An 18,918-nucleotide genomic window follows, 5' to 3' on the forward strand; every position below is an offset into this window, starting at 1 on the left:
CGGACGGGCGGCGCAAAAGCCTCCCGCTTCTGGGCCCGTTTACCGACACGTTCGCCGTTGTACGCGTTACCCGAGGAACGCTGTTGCGGTCACCCACCGTCTCCGCTCGCTGCTCTCTTCGGAGCGAAGTAGCGTGAACGCCGTTTACGATACCGGCCGCTGAATCAGCGACCCTGCCGAGACCAAGCGGAAACGATCAGTGATCCGCCGGTGATGAAGAGGGTAAGCCGCCCCAGTAGGACGCCCTCCGATAACCCCCAGTTGGAGGCGCTCGTGGTCCCGTAATACACGTCTCCATCGTGTGCGATCGGATCGCCCCGTTCGAACTCGGGGATCCGCTGGTCGGTGAGGGTAATCGATCCGGTTTCGATCGCCTTGCGGACGTTCGAAGTCGTCTCGTTACTCGGAACCGCTATGTGATCGAGCGCCTCCATCGTCGTCGCGTTCTCGTGTCCCAACACCGTCACGTTGTCCCGGTACTCCGTCGTCGGGATGTAGAACTCGCCGCCGATGGTAACGAGTTTGTATCGTTTCCACGCGTCGGTGTACGGATTCCACTGATCCAACTCACTCCCGTACAGGGTTTGAACCGATCCGTTGTATTCGACCGCCCCCTCCGAAGCGATTTGCCGTTCGAGCGCACAGGCCCGCTCGGTTCCGCAACGAAGCGTTTGTTCGGAGAACTCGACGACACGTTCCGCATCGCTTTCGTTTTCGATCGCTTCGACAGTGTAGGTAATTTCAGTCCCACTTCCGGTTAGATCGTCCGATGCGAAGTAGACTGGATTCAGCAGCAACCCGATCCCGACGACGAGCACAACGGCGGGTTTGGTGAGCGTGGAGAGCATACAAAACACGTCAAAACAACATGTAATAAAACGGCCGTCTTCGATTCCGAGAACGAAACGAGTTCACTGATTCGTCATGGCCCGGGTTGACCGACGACACGGTCAACCGCCGGTCGAGGTCTCAGCTGCGCAGGCACCGCCCGGCCACGCTGAACTCGCACTCGCCGAACGCGTAGAGGGTTCCGTGATTTGCGGTGAGAAAGACGAGGTCGGACGTGACCGCCGGCGTCGCCGCCCGGGCTTTTTCATTTCGTCCCATCTCTATTCGATCGAGTTCCTCTCCCGTATCAGCGTCGATGACGAACAAGTGACCGAACGTCGTCTCGCGTTGGACGTATCCCGGAGCGTAGACGGCGTCCCCGGAGACGACGGGTGTCGCGGCGAGGCTAACCAGCGGTTCGTCCGACGAACTCTTGCCGTAGTCGTCTTGATCACCGCCAAATCGCCAAACGCGTTCACCCGTCTCGAGGCGCCGCGCTTCGACGCCGAAGTCAGTTTCGAGGTAGATGCGGCCGTCGGCGACGCTCAGCCCCGCATCCGCCCACCGAGAACCGATCGGCACCTGCCAGCGAAGCGAGCGATCGTGTCGATCCATCGCGGCGAGGGTGAACTCGTTCTCGTCTTCGTTTTGATTTTCGTCTTCATTTCGGAGGGCAAAGACCAACAGGTCGTCGACGACCGTGGGCGTCCCACTAATAGGTCCCTCCCAGCGCCACTGTTCTTCTCCCGTGGCCAGATCGAGACCGATGAGACCCTGTCGAACGGACGGGACGTAGACGACCTCCTCGCTCGCGGACAGTTGCCACATTCCTCCCCACTCGGGGAGGGTCGTTCGCCAGCGCTCCGCTCCCGTTTCGGGATCGACACCGTAGACGATCGGGTTCTGCTCGTCGATCCCCGAACCGTACGTTCCGCACACGACAATGTCATCGGTCACGACGGGTGTGACTACGTCGGGGGTTTGTTGGTTCTCATAGAGGTTCTCGAACGTCCATTGTTCCTCTCCATCGGTGGTGAGCATCGTCAACCCTGGTTTGGTCTGGACGAACAGCCGGTCCCCGTCGACGACCATCGAGTCCGAGTGATAGAAGTAATAGGACTCGTCGGTTCGGAAGAGTTCGGTCGTCCACTCGGAATCGCCGGTCGCCGCGTCGAACGCCTCGACCCACGCGCCCCCGGGTTCGTCGGACATCGCTTCCTGCGAGTAGGCGTGGTAGAGAGTGCCGTCTTCGACGACCGGCGAGGAGTTCACCACGCCGCTGTCGGGGCGCTCTCGGTCCCAGACCGTGTAGAGGTCCGCCGTCGGACCGTTGGTGGTCGACCGCCCGGTGTGAGCGTTCCCGAGGGTTCGACGCGACCACGAACCCTCGGCGGCGGGATCGGCGGTCGAAAAACAGCCTGCGAGGGCGCTACAGCCGACGGCACACGTTGCGAGAAACGATCGGCGTGAAGAGGGCATTGCCTCCGTCTAGTCAGCCGACACGTGTATAATTTTCTACCTGTAGACGGGATGCTTCTACCAGTAGTTGGTAACACGGGTTCTGTATTCAGAACTACGACTGAAACGAATCGGACGGTCGTGATCGTACCGAAACCCTGCGGAAAGACCCTCCGCGAGAAAGAACGTTCGAGACACTTGGACAGCTAACAAGTCGTCTTAACTACCAGATAGGGGGTAGGGCTGGTATCGTTTGAAACAGTTGCACCGCTACAAAGTAACGTTAACTGCTAGATAGGATTATAACTGGTATTTCTACGGACGTGTTGTTATGTGGAACCGTCGATCCGTACTGGCGACTGGTGCAGCGCTATCAATCGGGACTGGACTCGCTTCGGTGGGGGCTGGAGCCTCTGAGGCTGATGTCGACGAACTTCCGGATCCGGATCGCGAGCCGGGACCGAACGAGGACTGGCCGTCACACCGAGGCGACCCCGGTCACGCCAGATACATCGCGGACGGCCACGAGTTCAGCGGCGGTGAACTCGAGGCCGCGTGGTCCGTCGAGGGTGCGGGCGGGAGTACCATCGCTGTCGCCGACGAGACGGTCTATACGTCGACCGACGGCGGCGTCGTCGCTCTCGATGCAACTGACGGCACCGTCGTCTGGGAGAACACGGAGGTGGATGCGAGCGATCCGTCGGTCGCCGGTGAGAGCGTCTATCTCAGTGGGACCGAGGTCGTCGCGCTCGACCGGTCCGACGGGAGCGTTCGCTGGGAAACCGAGTTCGATCCCGAGGCGGAAATCGCCTGGCAGACGGTCGCCTACGGCGGCGTGTACGCCGTCGCCGACGGCACGCTGTACGCACTCGAAGCCGATGACGGCTCGGTTCGGTGGAAGAAGGAGTCGATCACCGCTGCGCCGTACGGTAACGAGGAGGACGAGTACGAGTTCGTTGCAGCGACCGCCGCGGCAAACGGCGTGATATACAGTGTCACGGGTGCCGGTCCGATCGCTCTCGAACCCGAGACAGGTACCGAAGTGTGGCAGGAGGGAGCCTACATTAGCTCCAGTGACTATACCAATGCCATCTACGCAACGTCGGCAGCAGTCGGTTACGACGTCAGTGGCTCTCCGGAGGTACCGTTGCACGATGCGCAAACGGGCGAGTCCGTAGACATCGGGTACGGACAAATAGCGTTCGGCGAGGAGATCCACGTCGGCGGTGGCGACAACGGGTACGGCGGTGGTTCGATCCGCGGTGACGAATACAGTTGGGGTCTCGACGTTATGTACACCTACGGGCAAGCCGTTATCAGCGGCGAAACCGTGTTCGTGTATTTCACTCGGGACGGGGGCCCCCCAGATCCCGAGTGGCGGGACTACGACGAGGAACTCGTCGCCCTGAACAAGTACGACGGGTCCGAGAAGTGGGCGCTCTCGAAGGATGATACGCCGGTTGGGCGGATTCGTGCGATCAGCGGCGAGACGATCTACGTCGACCACGACGGCGAACTCGTGGCGCTTCGCGACGAAAGCGGCGGGGACGACCAGCCCGACGAGGGTGACGAGAACGACGAGACGGACGGCGAAAACGACGAGGGTGACGGATCCGATGACAGTGACGAAAACGACGACGCGGACGGCGGAAACGGCGAGCAGGATGGATCCGACGGGAGTGGCGGAAACAACGAGACGGACGGAGGAAACGGCGAGGGAGACGGATCCGACGGAGGAGACGATCACCAAGACGGCGATGACGACAGCGACACGGTGGGAGATGACGGCGACGGCGACGACGGAGCGTCTGCCGACGGCAATGATAGCGATGCCGGAACCGGAAACGGCGGCATGGAGGACACTGGAAACGAGTCGAACGCTGAAAACGAGACGGACACCGGGAACGACACTGACGACACCGTGCCCGGCTTCACGACCGGTGCCGGCCTTCTCGGCGGAGCGTTCGGCCTCGAGTGGCTGCGCCGGAAGGCCGGCGTCGACGACTCGACTAGCGTGAACGACCAATCTGAGTAAGGAGACCTCAGGTTGGGCAAGAGGGTGTCATAGAACTCTTCTCACATCGTGATGATCGTGCTTCCCGGATTGTCTCCGTGTTCGTAGTTTGTGATAGCGACGACGAGGCGAAAGCACAGGGCAAGAAGACGCTCCGTGAGCAGGGTTATCACGCTATGGGACGGATCTGTGTCACCTTATTCTCATCTATTAAGGTATTCTTCGAGATTATTGATGATCTCTTCGTCATCAAACCGGAGATCGTTTCGATCGAATCGAATACTCGGTAACAGACCTGATCGATGCAATATTACACCGTTCTCCGATACTGTAACGTATTTTATCTGTGACTTTGGTATAAACTGGTGCCAGGTTACCAATTTTCCACTTCCACTCCGACGCTGCTCTAACCCAGCTGGAGTAAGCTTATACGCTCTATCAGACAGCAGTGTGTTTGTTGTACCAACAAGTGTGACGACAACGAGAGCAGTTAACACAGTCAGATATGGAGGAGACCAAAATGAGAGTAGCCCAACTAGGACCAATCCAGTGACCATGGTGAATATCTGCACTTTTATTCTGTGAGCCCGCGGCCACCTGGAAGTCCATTCTATCAGGACGTTCTCGGATGCGATAGCGGAAGACGCAACCCGATTACGAGCCGTGAGTATGGCAATCTCACCTGCCACAGCTGCGACAATCCCGAGTAGGAACCCAGTCGCACCGACGAGACTTGACACGGGGATGGAAGCCGGGTCAATGAGATAGAAAGCGACCACCTCGAGGACACTAAAATGGTAAGCTATCATTGGAACGAGTCCGAGAAGCGGGAAGAACCAGGCTACCCAACCTGAGTTCAGCCAAGAGGCTATTTGTCCGTTGGCGGTTGTTAGGAATGCCGTCCCGGAACCGGTAGTAATACCGATCGTTCCTAGAACGGCGAATGCAAGCACTTTGCTGCGCAAGCCCAAATACTCCACAGTGAACAGAGTAAGCGTCGGCGCAATCAGCGCGGCTACGTAGCTGCCGACGAGCACGCCGAATCGAGGACCCAATCGATCCGGTGAAACTACCGAGTTTTCGGTAATATATTTCATATTTGATTTTGATGTGAGGTGTATAAAGTATTTAGGTACGCTGAAAACTGAGTGTTGACCTCAGCGTGAAGGAGGGAGTTGAAGCGGTTTCTGACGAGTGCTATTACTGAAGACTCGCCGGCCCAGGGTCGCGGGCTGGCTGTCAGCCCGCGACCGGAGCGTACGCGTCGGGACGCCGATACGTTCGTCTCGATCTTCCACCGCTGCGCTACCTCTGCTTCTATAGTAACAACTGAAACGGTTTACACACTGATCGTACAGCTGTCGCACGACCAGGTGTGCACTGACTTTCAGTGGCTACTATAGTTCGTGGCGAATCCAGCCACAGAACGTCTGGAATGTGAACTGCTCGGGCAAGTCGCGCCCGCCCTGTCGCGGTCGGACGACGGCTGTAAACGGATGCTGAACACATCCAGACGCAGACTTTCTCGTGATCAACTCGTCGATACGATTCAGCTGATTACGTCTGTTGGGAAGTGCCAGTCTTAGCAGCCACAATGCTGTGAAGATACGCTATTTTGCCCCTCATCAATTTCAATGCCACATCCCTCATTAGTAATAGCGGAGGCTGTCATAGAATGGCCCGCGTACCGATTGTGTTGATCCCAGCGAACGTTACATACAGGGTAACCACACACCGAATAATCTCATTTCGTTAGGCGGTGTCCCACGACGATTCCAGACAAGGTCTACTCGGAGAGCCTACCAGCAGCTGGGATGGACTTATCGATTCACCCATTCATGGAGATCAATAACGCGTTGAGCTGGTGGAGAGCCGAGGACGATCTTTCCTGGGTCGACATCTTCGAGTACGGTTGACCCTGCTGCGACTACTGATCCTGCTCCGAGTTCAACACCGGGGGCAAGAACAACTCCCGCGCCGATAAAGGATCCCTCGCGCAGTACAATCTCCTCGAACAAATCATTCCGGAACTCCATACCCTGTTCGCTCAGTTCGTGTGTTACTCCGACAATATTGCTATTGGGACCAACCTGGACATTGGTTTCGATCCTCGTGTTCTCGACGTACGAACCCGCATTGACAACGACAGCGTCACTGATCTCGCACTTTTTGATGGATGTCCGCTCATAGATGTTGCATTCGTCTCCAATACTAGAGTCGTGTACAGTTACGTGTTCTCTGATCTCCGACTGTCCAATCGTAGATTCAACAATCCGAGCAGATTCGTCGATATTAGCGGTCATAACTGGTCTTCGCCGTTTTGATTACACTATCGCTGGTAATGATCGCAGTTGTTTCGATCTCCACGAGCAATTCAGACGAAATGAGTCGATTCAGTTCGACCATGCTCGTCGCAGGACTGATCTCACTAAACATTTCGGCGTGAGCATTTTCTCTGGTTTCGCATACACTTATTGGTATGTTTGCAGACCCACATATCGGATGATTCACCGACATAATGGGTGAAAGCAATTCTTGGGAAGAGTTCTATGACACCTTTCGAGTGGCAGGGAAGATGTCAGGCTAATAGCGATATAGGCCGCAGTCACCGTCGCGAGGACGGCCGCCGCTGCTAACACAATCGGGAGCGTTTCGATTGGCACGACCACCTGCTGGCCGGAGGGGTCGTGCCAATCGCTCCGTACAATCCACGAAACACTGACGACCCGAAAGACATCGGATACAGGGTCGAAGATCGCATTGAGGAACATAGCGAGGACGTTCAGCTAAAGCAATCTATCTTGGACGAGACGTACAACAACCGGACAGGCGTCGAACGAACCACCGACGCGGTCAAGGACTGCAGCCTCGGGCGCGCGGACGTGCCCGAGCCGGGTTCACGCACGAACAGAAGTATTTGTTGCGCTCTGTCTACGACTCGTCGTTGCCATCACCAACTACGAGCGAGGAAACGATCCGAGCTGTGAGATATTCTGAGATGGATTCTATGACACGCTCTGGGCAAAGGAAAACGAGATCGCTGACCAACGGATCGGAACGCTTGCCTTCCGATTCCGTTTTCTTTGTTTTCCGAGTTGTCCGCGGTCTTCTCCTGTCGGACTGTCGCGATTCCGGGCCGAGTTCACCGGCGGGCACGAGGGCAGTGGTGGATCGATGGTGGGTCGATGGTGGGTCAATGTGATGGTGATAACGGGAGTGGTGATCCCGATGGTGCCCTCGAACACCAACCGGCAACTCGGCTGGCCGCCGCGACCCGAGTTCAGCGTGTGAACTCGGCCTGCGGTGGCCGTGGCTCAGTCGGGGTCCGAGTCGGATCGCGTGCCGACGTTCGGAGCGACGCGACAGCCGCAGGGGCCGGCGACGGCCTCGCCGGGGCCGATCATGGTTCGCTGTGCGATCGGGGTTCCGCAGCGGGGACAGCGCGGTAGCTTACACTGGTCGAGTCGTTCGGGGTGGTCGGTATCGTCCCCGCCATCGCCACCATGGGCGCTGTCGTCGGCGTCGTCGCTCATCCCAACTGACACCTCGTTGCGCTCGTAAGTCGGCAGGAGATGCTTGCTGCTGGTCGAATTGGGTGATGCATCAGTCGTGCGGGATGTTTATATCCCGTGAGTATGTATGCAATCATGGCTGCAAACCCTCGTGGGTTTGGAAGCCACGTCTCGGATGGTCCCAACATCCGGGACACTTTCGTGTCCGTTTAATGGCTTCCGTTCTAATTGTTGAACGGTAGTGACTTATATCTACCGCCTGGTGGGGACAAAGAGATGTTTCCGGTATGAGGACGCCGTTGCAATTCGATTAGTAGGAGGGAGAATTCGGCGACAGAACTCTTCAGTACCCGTTCGAAGTAACTGGTTAGAATCGAAATGTGTATCGCAATCCTCACAGCATGATAATACAATGTCTATCGATACCGAGAGGCAGAGAGATATTCTATTGATGCTCTTTGCCGTGCAGTTCACCCTATTTGTTCTGGTGGTTCCGTGGTTGTGGCCACTTCTTCTCTTCCCGGTGCTTCTCACCCTACACGTAATGCAATCCGAGTATGGCCGTCGACTAACCGAAGAATAACCCCGGGAAGTTCGTCACCGCTACTAACCGGCACCGACCGCTGCAGAATCCCGAAGTCGATCAGCGACGGCGATCCGAATCAACTAGGCGGTATCGGCTTCGGTCATCCGTCACACGCCGAGCATCGAGTTCACCGCCACGATGGTCAGTGAGGAAACACGGGAGTCACTACCCGGCGGAAACGCCGAGGAACGGGAAGGGATCGCTGGCGGCTAGCTGATCGGACACGTCGCCGGCGAAGACGGCGGACTGATCCGGTCCCAACTGGAGACTCCTGACTGCGGCGTCGGGCGAGAAGTCGAGTTCATCGAGTTCGACCCAGAAGACGTTCGGCGTGAGCGCCGATTCGAAGTAGTAGATGCCGTCCTTGTGGTCCGCGACCGTTCGCCAGCGCGTCGAAGAGATATGCGGCGCATCCGGCGTGTTGATGCCGTGTGGCACGGAGACGTTGCGGATCACGCTGAACACGCTCGCCGTTGCGGTGCGGCGATCCTCGACCTGTGGAATCGCGTTCGTGTAGAATCGTGCCCGAACGAATCGGTCGGCCGGTCTGTTCGTGCCGGGCAGCATGACCGTGCCACCGATCTGCTCCCAGTACTCGGCGAGCGCCCGCTGCTTGTCGAAGGTCGGCGAGTTGGTCATCGTCTGGTAGTCGCGGTCGTGGTGGACGACGAGTTCGCCGTCGACGTATTCCATGATCGCACTATCACCGGTCGCATCCGAGAGGGACAGGTGCAGCGCGGCCAGGCGATCCTCGCCCGGCACCCGGTCAGTCACGACCGCGAACTCGTCCTCGCGGACGTGCTCGACGGCCTCGGCGACGGTAGCGAAGTTGTCGAGCATGTACTGGGCCCAGAGCGAAATCGAGAGTGTCGGCGTCTCGTCATCGGGGTCGGGATACTCGGATTCGGGCAGCCAGAGGAGGTTGGCCGCCAGGCCGGATTCGTTCATGCCGTCGGTGGTGGCGACGTCGTAGGCGGTTGCGACGACGCTCCCGTACTCGGCCGTCCAGGAAAGCGAGTTCGGTCCGGCCTCGCCGGTCCGCTCGATGCCGCGGGGAAGCGCCCAGATGTTGGTTCCGATATCCCGTTTCCAGTCCATCGAGCGGGCCGTAAGCACGCGGCCGTCGGGGCCGAGGTAGACCAGGCGAGTACACATCGCTGTCACCTCACGGTCGCGGCTGCCGGTCGAAACTGATCGTCGTCCGTACGGACGTGCTGTGTGCCGGTTCGGATCTCGAACACCTGTCCGGTTGGGGTCATCATCTGCACTGTTCCATGCTCGCAGAGCTGTTAAACGTATTTCATGTGTGTCGGTATCACCAGTCTCGGTGACTCTCCGTCCCGGAGACGGATGGCTCGCTATCGAGGCCGACCCGAAAGCGATACGGGTCCCGTTTCCCTAGATCCGCCAATGACCACTCCGGCGGGGGACTGGCGCGACGCCATCGACGATATCGACGCGGCGCTGATCGACGGCTACCAGAGCGGCTTCCCGATCGAGGAGCGTCCCTTCCGGCGGGTGAGTACAGACCTCGGTATCGACGAGACGGCCGCCGTCGACCGCGTCCGCGCGCTCATGGACGCCGGTATCGTCCGCCGCTTCGGTGCCGTGCTCAACCCGCCCGTCATCGGCTCCTCGACGCTCGCCGCGGTGCGGGCACCCGAGGACCGCTTCGACGAAATCGCGGCGACCATCAACGAGTTCCGCCAGGTCAATCACAACTACGCCCGCGACCACGAGTGGAACATCTGGTTCGTCGTCACCGCCGGCTCTCGCGCCCGGCGCGACGCCATCCTGACGGAAATCGAGGAGCGAACGGGCTGTTCGGTGCTCAACCTCCCGATGCTCACGGACTACTACATCGACCTCGAGTTCCCCGTCGTCAACGCCGATCGCTTCGCTCGCGAGTCGCTGACGACCAGAACGGACACCTCGGCTACCCGCATCAGCGAGGAGGCCACCGGCTCGCTCTCCGAACTCGAGGCCGACCTGTTGCTCGCCATCCAGGACGGTTTTCCGCTCTCGCCGACGCCGTACCGCGACGTGGCCGAGCGACTCGGCTATCCGACCCAGGACGTTCTCGAGGCCATCGAGCGACTCCAGGCGAACGGCTGCATCAAACGCATCGGCTGTATCATCAACCACGTCGTCACCGGCTTCGACGCCAACTGCATGGTCGTCTGGGACGTGCCCGACGACGAACTCGACGCCTGGGGCGAGCGCGCCGGCGGGTTACCCTACGTCACGCTCTGTTATCACCGTCCCCGCAGACCGGCACAGGACTGGAAGTATAACCTGTTTACCATGATCCACGGCCGCGATGCCGCAGCCGTCGAGAAGAAGATCGATGAACTCGCGACGGAGTACCTCCCCGTCGACCACGATCGACTCTATTCGACGGAGACGCTGAAACAGACCGGGGCACGGTACGACGACATCGTTATCGCCTCCAACGCAGCGGCCGACGGCGAGTAGCGCGCCAGTTCGGATGGCGTGACGTAGTGCTCGCCCACGAAGAACGGCGGCGAAGCGCTTGTCCATGCCGGCCGCGCCGACGACAGCGATCCAGTTCTGCTCGAGTCGGCCCGAATTGGCCCGTTACGAGAGCGCCGCTGCAACCAGTTCGATCGGCGTCGGCGGCTTTTCGGTCGCCGTCGGTCGGTTCTCGAGTTGGGTGCGACAGGACGCGCCGGGGGCGACGACGCGCTCGCCGTCGCTGTCGGCGACCTGTTCGTACAGGATCGACGCGATGGCGTCGCTCATCGAGCCGTGTTCGGCCTCGTAGCCGAAACTGCCGGCCATCCCGCAACAGCCGGAGTCCAGCGGGTCGACGGTGTAGCCCGCCCGGCGGAGGACGCCGACGGCGTGGTGGTCCTTCTTCGTCGCCTTCTGGTGGCAGTGACCGTGATAGGTAAGCGACCGGTCGGTCGACCTGTCATCGAACTCGATCGCCTCGTCCAGCCGGAAGGCATCGAGATATTCGCAGACGCCGTAGGTCGCCCCGGCGAGTCGCTCCGCAGAGTCGCTCGAGAGCAGATCGAGGTAGTCCGACTGGAACATGACCGCGTCGGAAGGTTCGATGACGACGACGTCCCAGCCGTCGGCGACGAGCGGCGAGAGCGCCGCCACGTTCTCGCGGGCGGTCGTTCGGGCCTTCTCGAGGAACCCCTTCGAGAACGCCGGCCGGCCCGTGTCGTCGAGTTCGCCCGGAACCGTCACGTGGACGCCCGCGGCCTCGAGCACGCGAACCGCGGCCTTCCCGGCGGCGGGGTTGCTGTAGTTGGTGTACGTATCGGGGTAGACGACCGCCTTGCGCTTGGCCTCTCGCTCGGCGATGCGGGAGCCGCCGCGATTCGCGAACCACTCCCGGAACGTCACCGGCTCGAACGTCGGGAGCGACCGGTTCGAATCGATGCCGACCGTCGCCTCGAGCAGTTTGCGCGCACCCGGCACCGATGTCGCGGCGTTCGACAGCGGTGCGAGTCGCGAGCCCCACTTCGAGAGCGTCGCGACGTTCGCAAAGAGCCGGTCACGCAGCGACGCGCCATTTCGCTGGTGGTACTCGTGTGTCACTTCCGCCTTGAGCTTCGCCATGTCGACCTCGCTCGGACAGTCGACGGCACAGCCCTTGCAGCCGATACAGAGGTCCATCACCTCCTCGACGAACTCGTCCGAGACGGCCTCGCCCCGGTCCATCTCGCCGCTCATCGCCTGGCGAAGCGCGTTCGCCCGCCCGCGGGTCGCCGTGATCTCCTCCCGACTCGCCCGGTAGGTCGGACACATCACCCCGCCGGTCGTCTCCTGCTCGCCGCGACAGCCGCCACAGCCGTGACAGAGTTCGACCATCCCCTGCATCCCGTTGTCGTTGTCCCACTCGAGTTCGGGATCGAAGCCGGAATCGAACTCGTAGTCGGGATCGAACCGCAAGTGCTCTCGGAGGTCGGTGGGATCGTCCTCGCGGAAGACGACCTGGCCGGGGTTGAGAATCCAGTCGGGGTCGAAGGCGGTCTTCAGCTCCTGGAACGTCTCCCACAGTTCGTCGCCGTAGAGTTTGCGGTTCCACTGGGTGCGCGCGCGGCCGTCGCCGTGCTCGCCCGAGACCGAGCCGCCGAGTTCGACCACGAGATCGGTCACGGCGTCCGCGATGCCGTGGAGTTGGTCGAGTCCCACCTCAGTCTTCGTGTTGATGAGCGGGCGCACGTGGAGGACGCCGGGCCCGGCGTGGGCGTAGAACGTTGCGTAGGTGTCGTGATTTTCCAAAATTTCCTCGAACCGTTCGACGAACGTCGGGAGTTGCGCGGGCGGAATCGCGGTGTCCTCGATGAACGAGATGTGCTTTTCGTCCGTCGTCCGCGAGAGGAGGATCGGCAGGCCGGATTTGCGCAGTTTCCAGAACGTCGTGCGCGCTTCCTTCTCGTAGGCTTCGAGTGCGTCGATCGCGCGGTGCTCGTCGTCGGTCCGCGGTGCATCGGCTGCCGGCTCACCCTCGGCCGCCGCGTCCGGACAGCGATCGGCGAGCAGGCCGGCGACCTGTTCGCGGCCGTGGGCCGCGTCGTCCGCGTAGAACTCGACGAGGAGGACGGCGTTCGTTCCCTCGGGGAGCATCTCGGTGACGGGGCCGAACTCGGCTGTCTCTCGCGCTAGATCGAGTAGCACGTCGTCTAACACCTCGACGGCCGCGGGGTCGTGCTCGAGGATCGGTTCGACCTCCGCCATCGCCTGGTGGAGGTCGGCGTAGCAAAGCAGCGAGACCGCCTTCGTCTCGGGAACCGACTCGAGCGAGACGGTCGCCTCGGTGACGATCGCGAGCGTGCCCTCGCTGCCGGCGAGCAGGCGCGCGAGGTTGACGGTCTTCGGTTCACCCGTCTCCTCGCCGCCGGGAAGCGTTTCTCCCCTGTACTCCGCGACCAGTCGATCGAGGTTGTACCCCGAGACGTTTCGCTTCAGGTCCGGATACGTCTCGTCGACGAGTTCAGCATCCTCGTCGAGAATCCTCGCCACTTCGGCGTAGATCCGGGCCTCCAGATCGCCGTCCGGGTCGGCGCGGTCGTCGATTTCGTCGCGCGTAACCGCGCCGAACTCGGTGACGGTGCCGTCGGCGAGGACGGCTTCGACGGACTCGATGTAGGCGTCGGTCTTGCCGTAGGTGAGCGAGTGCGCGCCGGTCGAATTGTTCCCGATTGCACCGCCGATGGCGCTTTTGTCTCCCCAGGCGGGATCGGGTGCGAACTTGAGGTCGTGGGGCGCGAGTGCCTCGTTCAGGGTGCCGAGAATCGTTCCGGGCTGGACGGTCGCCGTTCGGCCGGTAGGGTCGATCTCCAGAATCTCGTTCATGTGCCGCGTGAAATCGAGCACGACGGCGCGATTGACCGTCTGTCCGGCGAGACTCGTCCCGCCACCCCGGGGCAAGACTGGAATCTCGCGTTCGGCACAGTACTCGAGGATGCCGGCGACATCGGCGGTCGACTCCGGAAACGCGACGGCAATCGGCGTTAGTTCGTAGGCGCTCGCATCGGTCGCATAGAGCTGTCGAGAATACGTATCCGCCCGTATCTCACACGTGACGAGCCGCATGAGGTCATCGACCAGCGCCGGCCGATCGACGTCCGAACTCCGGTAGTCGTAAGTCGCGCGCCGGTCGGCGGCCGGGTCGGCACTCGGCTCCAGGGACATATCTGTCCCTTGCCCGGTGGCGGCTTAAATCGTCGTCCTTTGCAAACGGAGATCGTCCGAGCGGTCCGGTTGACGTCTCCATGGACGGGGTGTCGATATCTGTGGTGATCTAACCATTTCGAAAGTGAAACATCGACTCGTGCCGCCGCAGTCGCTTCGGTGAACAGATTTGCCACGAACAACGGACGACGATGACAACAGCCATAACTAGTAGTAACTAGCGGTTCAACTGGTCGATTCCGTCGAACACAGACGAACGTGACGCGCTCGAGCCGGCAGTTGTGGCTCTCAGTTTCGGGTTCTAACTACCATACGAAACCTGATTAGTTTGGGCGACTTTCGGCCACTCTAGTCGGGTTCAGATGGCTCATATTTGTAGGACAATATCACGATCAATTTAATGTCTGGGGTACTATGGGCGGCGGTATCAACGTTTCCATCAGAATGAGCCGCCAACGTTACGCGACGAGGACGAATCGAACCCAATCTCTCTCGTTGTCCTGCCAGACGATGCGAGTTCAGTTCCGAGCAGCGACCACGCCCGGCCCGCTCACGTGATCCGATGGGAACGATCGTTCTCTCTCTCGACGCGGAACTCGGCTGGGGATTCCACGATGAAGCCGTCTCGGAGTCGTTTCTGCAGGACACCCGGCGGAACTGGCGTCGCCTCTGTGAACTCTTCGATACCTACGAAATCCCGGCTACGTGGGCAGTTACTGGGCATCTGTTCTTGAACTCGTGTTCTACCGCTCATCGGAATCACCCCGCCGGCGAACGCTGCTGCCAGGAGTCGGTCGAGGGACTCGCTGCGAACGATATCTGGTGTGGAGCCGAACTCGTCCGCGAGATCGAAACCGCCGCCGTCGACCACGAAATCGCCGGTCACGGTTTCACACACGTTCATTTCGATCACGAACGGATGGACGAGGAGTTTGCGACGCGAGAGATCGAAAACTGCGTTCAGGCCGCGGAACGACGCGGTCACGACCTGACGTCGTTCGTCTTCCCCGTCAACCGAATTCGACACCGCGACACCCTCGAAGCGCACGGATTCGACTGCTATCGCGGTACGAATCAGTTGCGCGACTCTCAGAGCACGCTGGTCCGACAGTTGACGAAAGTCTCGAGCGCCGTGGTCGGCAAACCGACACCCCCGATCGTCGACCCGTACGTCGACGAGTACGGTCTGGTCAACGTTCCGGCATCGATCTACCTGTTCAACTTCGACGCGGAGTACAAGAAACCGTTTTCCGCGTTCGGAGAAGATCCCGTAGTTAGACAAGTGAAATTCGGGGTCGACCGCGTTGCGGGAACCGACGGCGTCTTGCACCTGTGGCTTCACCCTCACAACCTCCAAACACCGGCTCACTACCAGCGGCTGCGGTCGATTATCCGATACATCGACCGCCGTCGGCGGACGGACGACGTGCGCGTCGAAACGATGGCCACGGTCGCCGACAGGGTGCGACGCGAGAGTCGCCCACGACACAAATCCACGACCCTTCCATAACGGCTGCCGATGACTGATCCGAACCCGTACGAGATTCGACAGTACGAACCGGCCGACAGGGACGCGTTTCTCGACCTGTTCGCCGACGTGCTGGGCGGACGGATGGGCGAGGACTGGTTCGAGTGGAAGTACGAGCGCAATCCGTACGTCGACTACGTCCCGATCATGGTCGCACAGCGAGGCGACGAACTCGTCGGTGCACGAGCGTTCTTCCCGCTCTCTCTCGCTGCGGGCGACGACGAGTTCAGTGCCTTTCAGCCGTGCGATTCGATGGTCCGTCCCGAACACCAGCGACAGGGGGTGTTCACGCGGCTGACCGAGCGGGCGATCGACCGGTACGATGACGCGGATGTATTCTTCAATTTCCCGAATCACCGGTCGCTTCCGGGGAACCTCAAACTCGGGTGGCAGGTCGTCAGCGACCGGGAAACGTTCTACCGCCTCCAGAATCCGACCGCGTGGCTGTCGCGACTCGCGCCCGTGGAGCCGGTCGTCCGGTCGCTGGCGAGCGGGTACGTCTCGATCCGGGATCGGCTCGCCGATTCGAGCGACGCGATCGAACTCTCGCGGTACGATCACGTGCCGGCCTCGCTGCTCGCGACGCTGGCGTCATCCGAGACGATTTCGCCGTTTCACGTCGTCCGCGACGAGACGTTCTACGAGTGGCGCTTTGCAAATCCCCATTGGACGTACCGAACGATCGTCACAACTCGGGGCAAAGCGCCCGTTGCAGCGGTCGTTTACGGCCGCCGGGACCGAACGAACGGCCCGACGACCGTCCGAATCGCCGATGTCCTCCCGCTCGCGGAGGGGACGAGTTCAGCTCGGCGGGCTAGACTGGCTGCGCTTCTCGACGCGGTGGTTCGAGAAAACCGGGACGCGGACGTTATCGCTGCGCCCGGATCGGTGATCCCTCAGTCGGTGCTGCGAGCACGGGGATTCCACAGCGATCAGCGAGCGCCGCTGAAGTGGGTCACCTCGTCGTCGACACACGTTTCCCGACCGGCCGGGGAGCCGCCGCTGGACTGGACCCGGTCCGGACGACGGCTCACGGACGACTCGAACTGGCGACTCGCGTTCTGCGAAGCCGATAGCGGCTGACTGAACGCGGTGCTTGGTCGCGCCCCGTCCCGTCCGGTCGCGGCGACACGAACCCGTTACCGCCCTCGCCGGAGTTCATCGATCAACTGCTCGATCGTCCGTCGCTGACTCTCGAGCCGGTCGTTCTGCCGTTCGATCCCCGTTTCGAGCGTCTCCAGTCGCTCGTGCACGTCGGCATCCGACGCTGAACCGTCCGCCGGCGCTGCGTTCCGTTCTCGTTCCTGTTCCTGCTCTCGTTCTCGTTCTCGTTCCTCCAGTCGCTGTCCCTCTTCAGCGGCCGATGCGTCCGTGCGGCTATCAGACAGGGCCTGTGAGTGGATCGTCGTCGTCGCGTCACCGAGCTGGTTCCAGTTCCGGTTCGTCAGCATCGTCCGTTCTGCGCCACTGCCTCCGTCACTTCCACTCTCGCTGCCACTGAACTCGTCGGTCGCTTGCACAGCCGTTTGTGACTGCCCTCCCGTGCCGGCGGAACTCGTTTCAGTCTCGCGTCGGTTGTCAGCGGAGGGGGTGGTCTGGGGCGACACACCGTCGTCACCGTCGGCCATCGTCGTCTCGCCGTCCGCTTCGCGGTCGGTATCAGCGAGATCGAGTTCGGCGCGGAGGGTCGAGCCGAGTGCACCGATCGGGTCCGGAGCGGCCTCGAGGACGACGATGATCTCGTCTACGTCGAGTGCGCCGACGAGGAGCGCGGCCGCGAGAAAGACCGCCGCGCCGACGGGCGGGACGACGGCCAGCGAGAGGACCGAATCGCCGAGAACTCGCGCCAGCAGGCCGATCGGAATCGCGGCGAGTCCGCCCGCGAAAACGACCTGTGGAATCCGCGCGCCGGTGACCGGGTCGAATCCGATTTCTCTGGCGCTCCAGACGTGAAACACGAACATGAATCCGTAGCTGAGACTCGTGGCGACGGCCGCACCGTACATTCCGTATCGAGGGATCAACAGCCCGTTGAGTACGATGTTGCCGACGGCCGCTGCGCCGGTCGAGGCAATCAGTATGTGAAGGTCGCCCTTGCCCTGTCCGATCGCGAGGATCGGCCGCGCAAGCGCGAACCCGACGCAGCCGGGAAGCAACAGGAGGATCGGGACGTAGCTCGCGATGTACTCGGCGGGATACACGATCGGTAGCGCGACCGGGGCAAGCGAGCCGATGCCGATCGCGAGCAGTAACGTAAACAACAGCGTGTATCGGGTGACGCGGGCGGCGATCGAGTCGATCCGTTCGCGGTCGTGGTTCGACCAGATGTTCGAGGTCGAGTGCAAGAGCACGTTCTGCAGCGCCAACGGGACGATCCAGAGGAACTCCGCGATCGTGAGCGAAATCTTGTAGTAGGCGGTTTCCTGCGTCGTTCCGAGCACTCCGAGCATCATGACGTCGAGTTCGTAGAGTGACGTCAAACAGAGGATGAGAACGATACTGAGCGCATTGAAGGTGAACAGTTCACGGCGCGGGAAGTCCTTGGGCGGCAATCGGGTGAGCGCGGTCCGCAGCGATACCGTCCGGTTTATCAGTGCGATTCCGACGACCGACGTCGTGACCGCGCCGACCATGTGACCGATCAGGACTCCAGGGACGCCGTGGCCGAGGGACGCGAGGCCGACGCCGACGATGATAAACAGGATTTTATCGAGGAAGAGCAGCGGCTCGGAGTAGCGCTCGAGACCGAATCCCATGAGCGTCCGCCGCGTGTACTCGCGGAACTGGGAGGTGAACACGAGCAGCGAGAGGAGATAAAAGTACGTCCGATACGACGTTCCGAGTCGGGCGGTCACGAACCCGGTCTGGACCGCGAGAGCGAGCCCGAAACACCCAACCGCTGCGAGGAGGATCGCCAGGCGGAGGTAGAACCCGACGACGTGTTCGTCCCAGTGGTCCCTGTCGCGTTCCTCTGCGACGTACTTTCGCACGCCGTCACCGACGCCCGAACTGACGAAGATCATGTAGATCGCAAATATCGACATCAGAACTGCGTAGTCACCGTATCCCTTGCCCAGGAATCGTGTCAAAAGCGGTGACGAGAGAAAGTCGAGGCTGATCAGGAGAAATTTGATACTGACGATCGAGAGAAATCCGCTCGTGATGCTCCGTTTCATGCGTTCTGGTGCAATCGTCGCGATTCGGTGTCGTCCGACTCGACGGTGACCGACCCATCCGGCGCCCCGAGTCCGAGTCCCAGCGTGCACTCGCCCACGACTTTCGACGTCGACGCCACCAGTGATGCCACTACGGTGTCGGC

At 61.0% G+C, this 18,918-nt stretch carries 12 protein-coding genes and 1 pseudogene; 5 read left to right on the forward strand and 8 right to left on the reverse strand.

Going from position 1 to position 18,918, the window contains the following annotated elements; all coding sequences use genetic code 11:
• Positions 1–164: 164 nt before the first annotated feature.
• Together SM755_RS00305 and SM755_RS00310 are read right to left on the reverse strand one after the other, a co-directional pair.
• Positions 165–848, reverse strand: coding sequence for a hypothetical protein (locus SM755_RS00305; protein WP_323170950.1), 684 nt, complete (start codon positions 846–848; stop codon positions 165–167).
• A 121-nt stretch (positions 849–969) separates the two neighbouring features.
• Positions 970–2,307 carry a PQQ-binding-like beta-propeller repeat protein gene (locus SM755_RS00310; protein ID WP_323170951.1) on the reverse strand — a complete coding sequence of 446 codons (1,338 nt, stop codon included), beginning with the start codon at positions 2,305–2,307 and terminating at the stop codon, positions 970–972.
• A gap of 310 nt (positions 2,308–2,617) precedes the next feature.
• Between SM755_RS00310 and SM755_RS00315 the strand changes: the two genes are divergently transcribed.
• Positions 2,618–4,321 carry a PQQ-binding-like beta-propeller repeat protein gene (locus tag SM755_RS00315; RefSeq protein WP_323170952.1) on the forward strand — a complete coding sequence of 568 codons (1,704 nt, stop codon included), beginning with the start codon at positions 2,618–2,620 and terminating at the stop codon, positions 4,319–4,321.
• A 182-nt stretch (positions 4,322–4,503) separates the two neighbouring features.
• Here SM755_RS00315 and SM755_RS00320 read toward each other — a convergent pair whose 3' ends face one another.
• Both SM755_RS00320 and SM755_RS00325 read right to left on the reverse strand, forming a co-directional pair.
• The gene (locus SM755_RS00320; protein WP_323170953.1) at positions 4,504–5,397 is read right to left on the reverse strand and encodes a hypothetical protein; all 894 of its coding nucleotides are present in this window, start codon (positions 5,395–5,397) and stop codon (positions 4,504–4,506) included.
• 723 nt (positions 5,398–6,120) lie between these two features.
• A complete protein-coding gene (locus SM755_RS00325) occupies positions 6,121–6,603 on the reverse strand; it encodes a hypothetical protein (RefSeq protein ID WP_006664747.1) in 483 nt (160 codons plus the stop codon).
• A gap of 351 nt (positions 6,604–6,954) precedes the next feature.
• Between SM755_RS00325 and SM755_RS00330 the strand changes: the two are divergent.
• Positions 6,955–7,297: pseudogene (locus tag SM755_RS00330) on the forward strand (transposase); the annotation flags it as partial.
• A 317-nt stretch (positions 7,298–7,614) separates the two neighbouring features.
• Here the strand turns inward: SM755_RS00330 and SM755_RS00335 are convergent.
• Both SM755_RS00335 and SM755_RS00340 read right to left on the reverse strand, forming a co-directional pair.
• Positions 7,615–7,833, reverse strand: a complete 219-nt coding sequence (locus SM755_RS00335) for a hypothetical protein (protein WP_006110295.1) — start codon at positions 7,831–7,833, stop codon at positions 7,615–7,617.
• A 730-nt stretch (positions 7,834–8,563) separates the two neighbouring features.
• Entirely contained in the window at positions 8,564–9,553 is a 990-nt protein-coding gene (locus SM755_RS00340; protein WP_323170954.1) for a linear amide C-N hydrolase, read from the reverse strand.
• A gap of 255 nt (positions 9,554–9,808) precedes the next feature.
• Between SM755_RS00340 and SM755_RS00345 the strand changes: the two genes are divergently transcribed.
• Positions 9,809–10,873: an Lrp/AsnC family transcriptional regulator gene (locus SM755_RS00345; protein ID WP_323170955.1), complete on the forward strand. Its 1,065-nt coding sequence runs from the start codon at positions 9,809–9,811 to the stop codon at positions 10,871–10,873.
• A gap of 123 nt (positions 10,874–10,996) precedes the next feature.
• On the opposite strand, the gene SM755_RS00350 is transcribed toward SM755_RS00345, so the two are convergent.
• On the reverse strand, positions 10,997–14,071 hold the full coding sequence (locus tag SM755_RS00350) for an FAD-linked oxidase C-terminal domain-containing protein (protein WP_323170956.1): 3,075 nt from the start codon (positions 14,069–14,071) through the stop codon (positions 10,997–10,999).
• Positions 14,072–14,633: 562 nt separating this feature from the next.
• Here SM755_RS00350 and SM755_RS00355 point away from each other — a divergent pair.
• Entirely contained in the window at positions 14,634–15,581 is a 948-nt protein-coding gene (locus tag SM755_RS00355; RefSeq protein WP_323170957.1) for a polysaccharide deacetylase family protein, read from the forward strand.
• A gap of 9 nt (positions 15,582–15,590) precedes the next feature.
• Positions 15,591–16,682, forward strand: coding sequence for a GNAT family N-acetyltransferase (locus tag SM755_RS00360; protein ID WP_323170958.1), 1,092 nt, complete (start codon positions 15,591–15,593; stop codon positions 16,680–16,682).
• A gap of 56 nt (positions 16,683–16,738) precedes the next feature.
• Here the strand turns inward: SM755_RS00360 and SM755_RS00365 are convergent, their stop codons facing one another.
• Positions 16,739–18,775 (reverse strand): flippase, encoded by a 2,037-nt coding sequence (locus tag SM755_RS00365; RefSeq protein WP_323170959.1) that lies wholly within the window; start codon positions 18,773–18,775, stop codon positions 16,739–16,741.
• Positions 18,776–18,918 lie beyond the last annotated feature (143 nt).

The sequence above is a fragment of the Natrialba sp. PRR66 genome (assembly GCF_034808065.1).
Lineage (GTDB): Archaea > Halobacteriota > Halobacteria > Halobacteriales > Natrialbaceae > Natrialba > Natrialba aegyptia.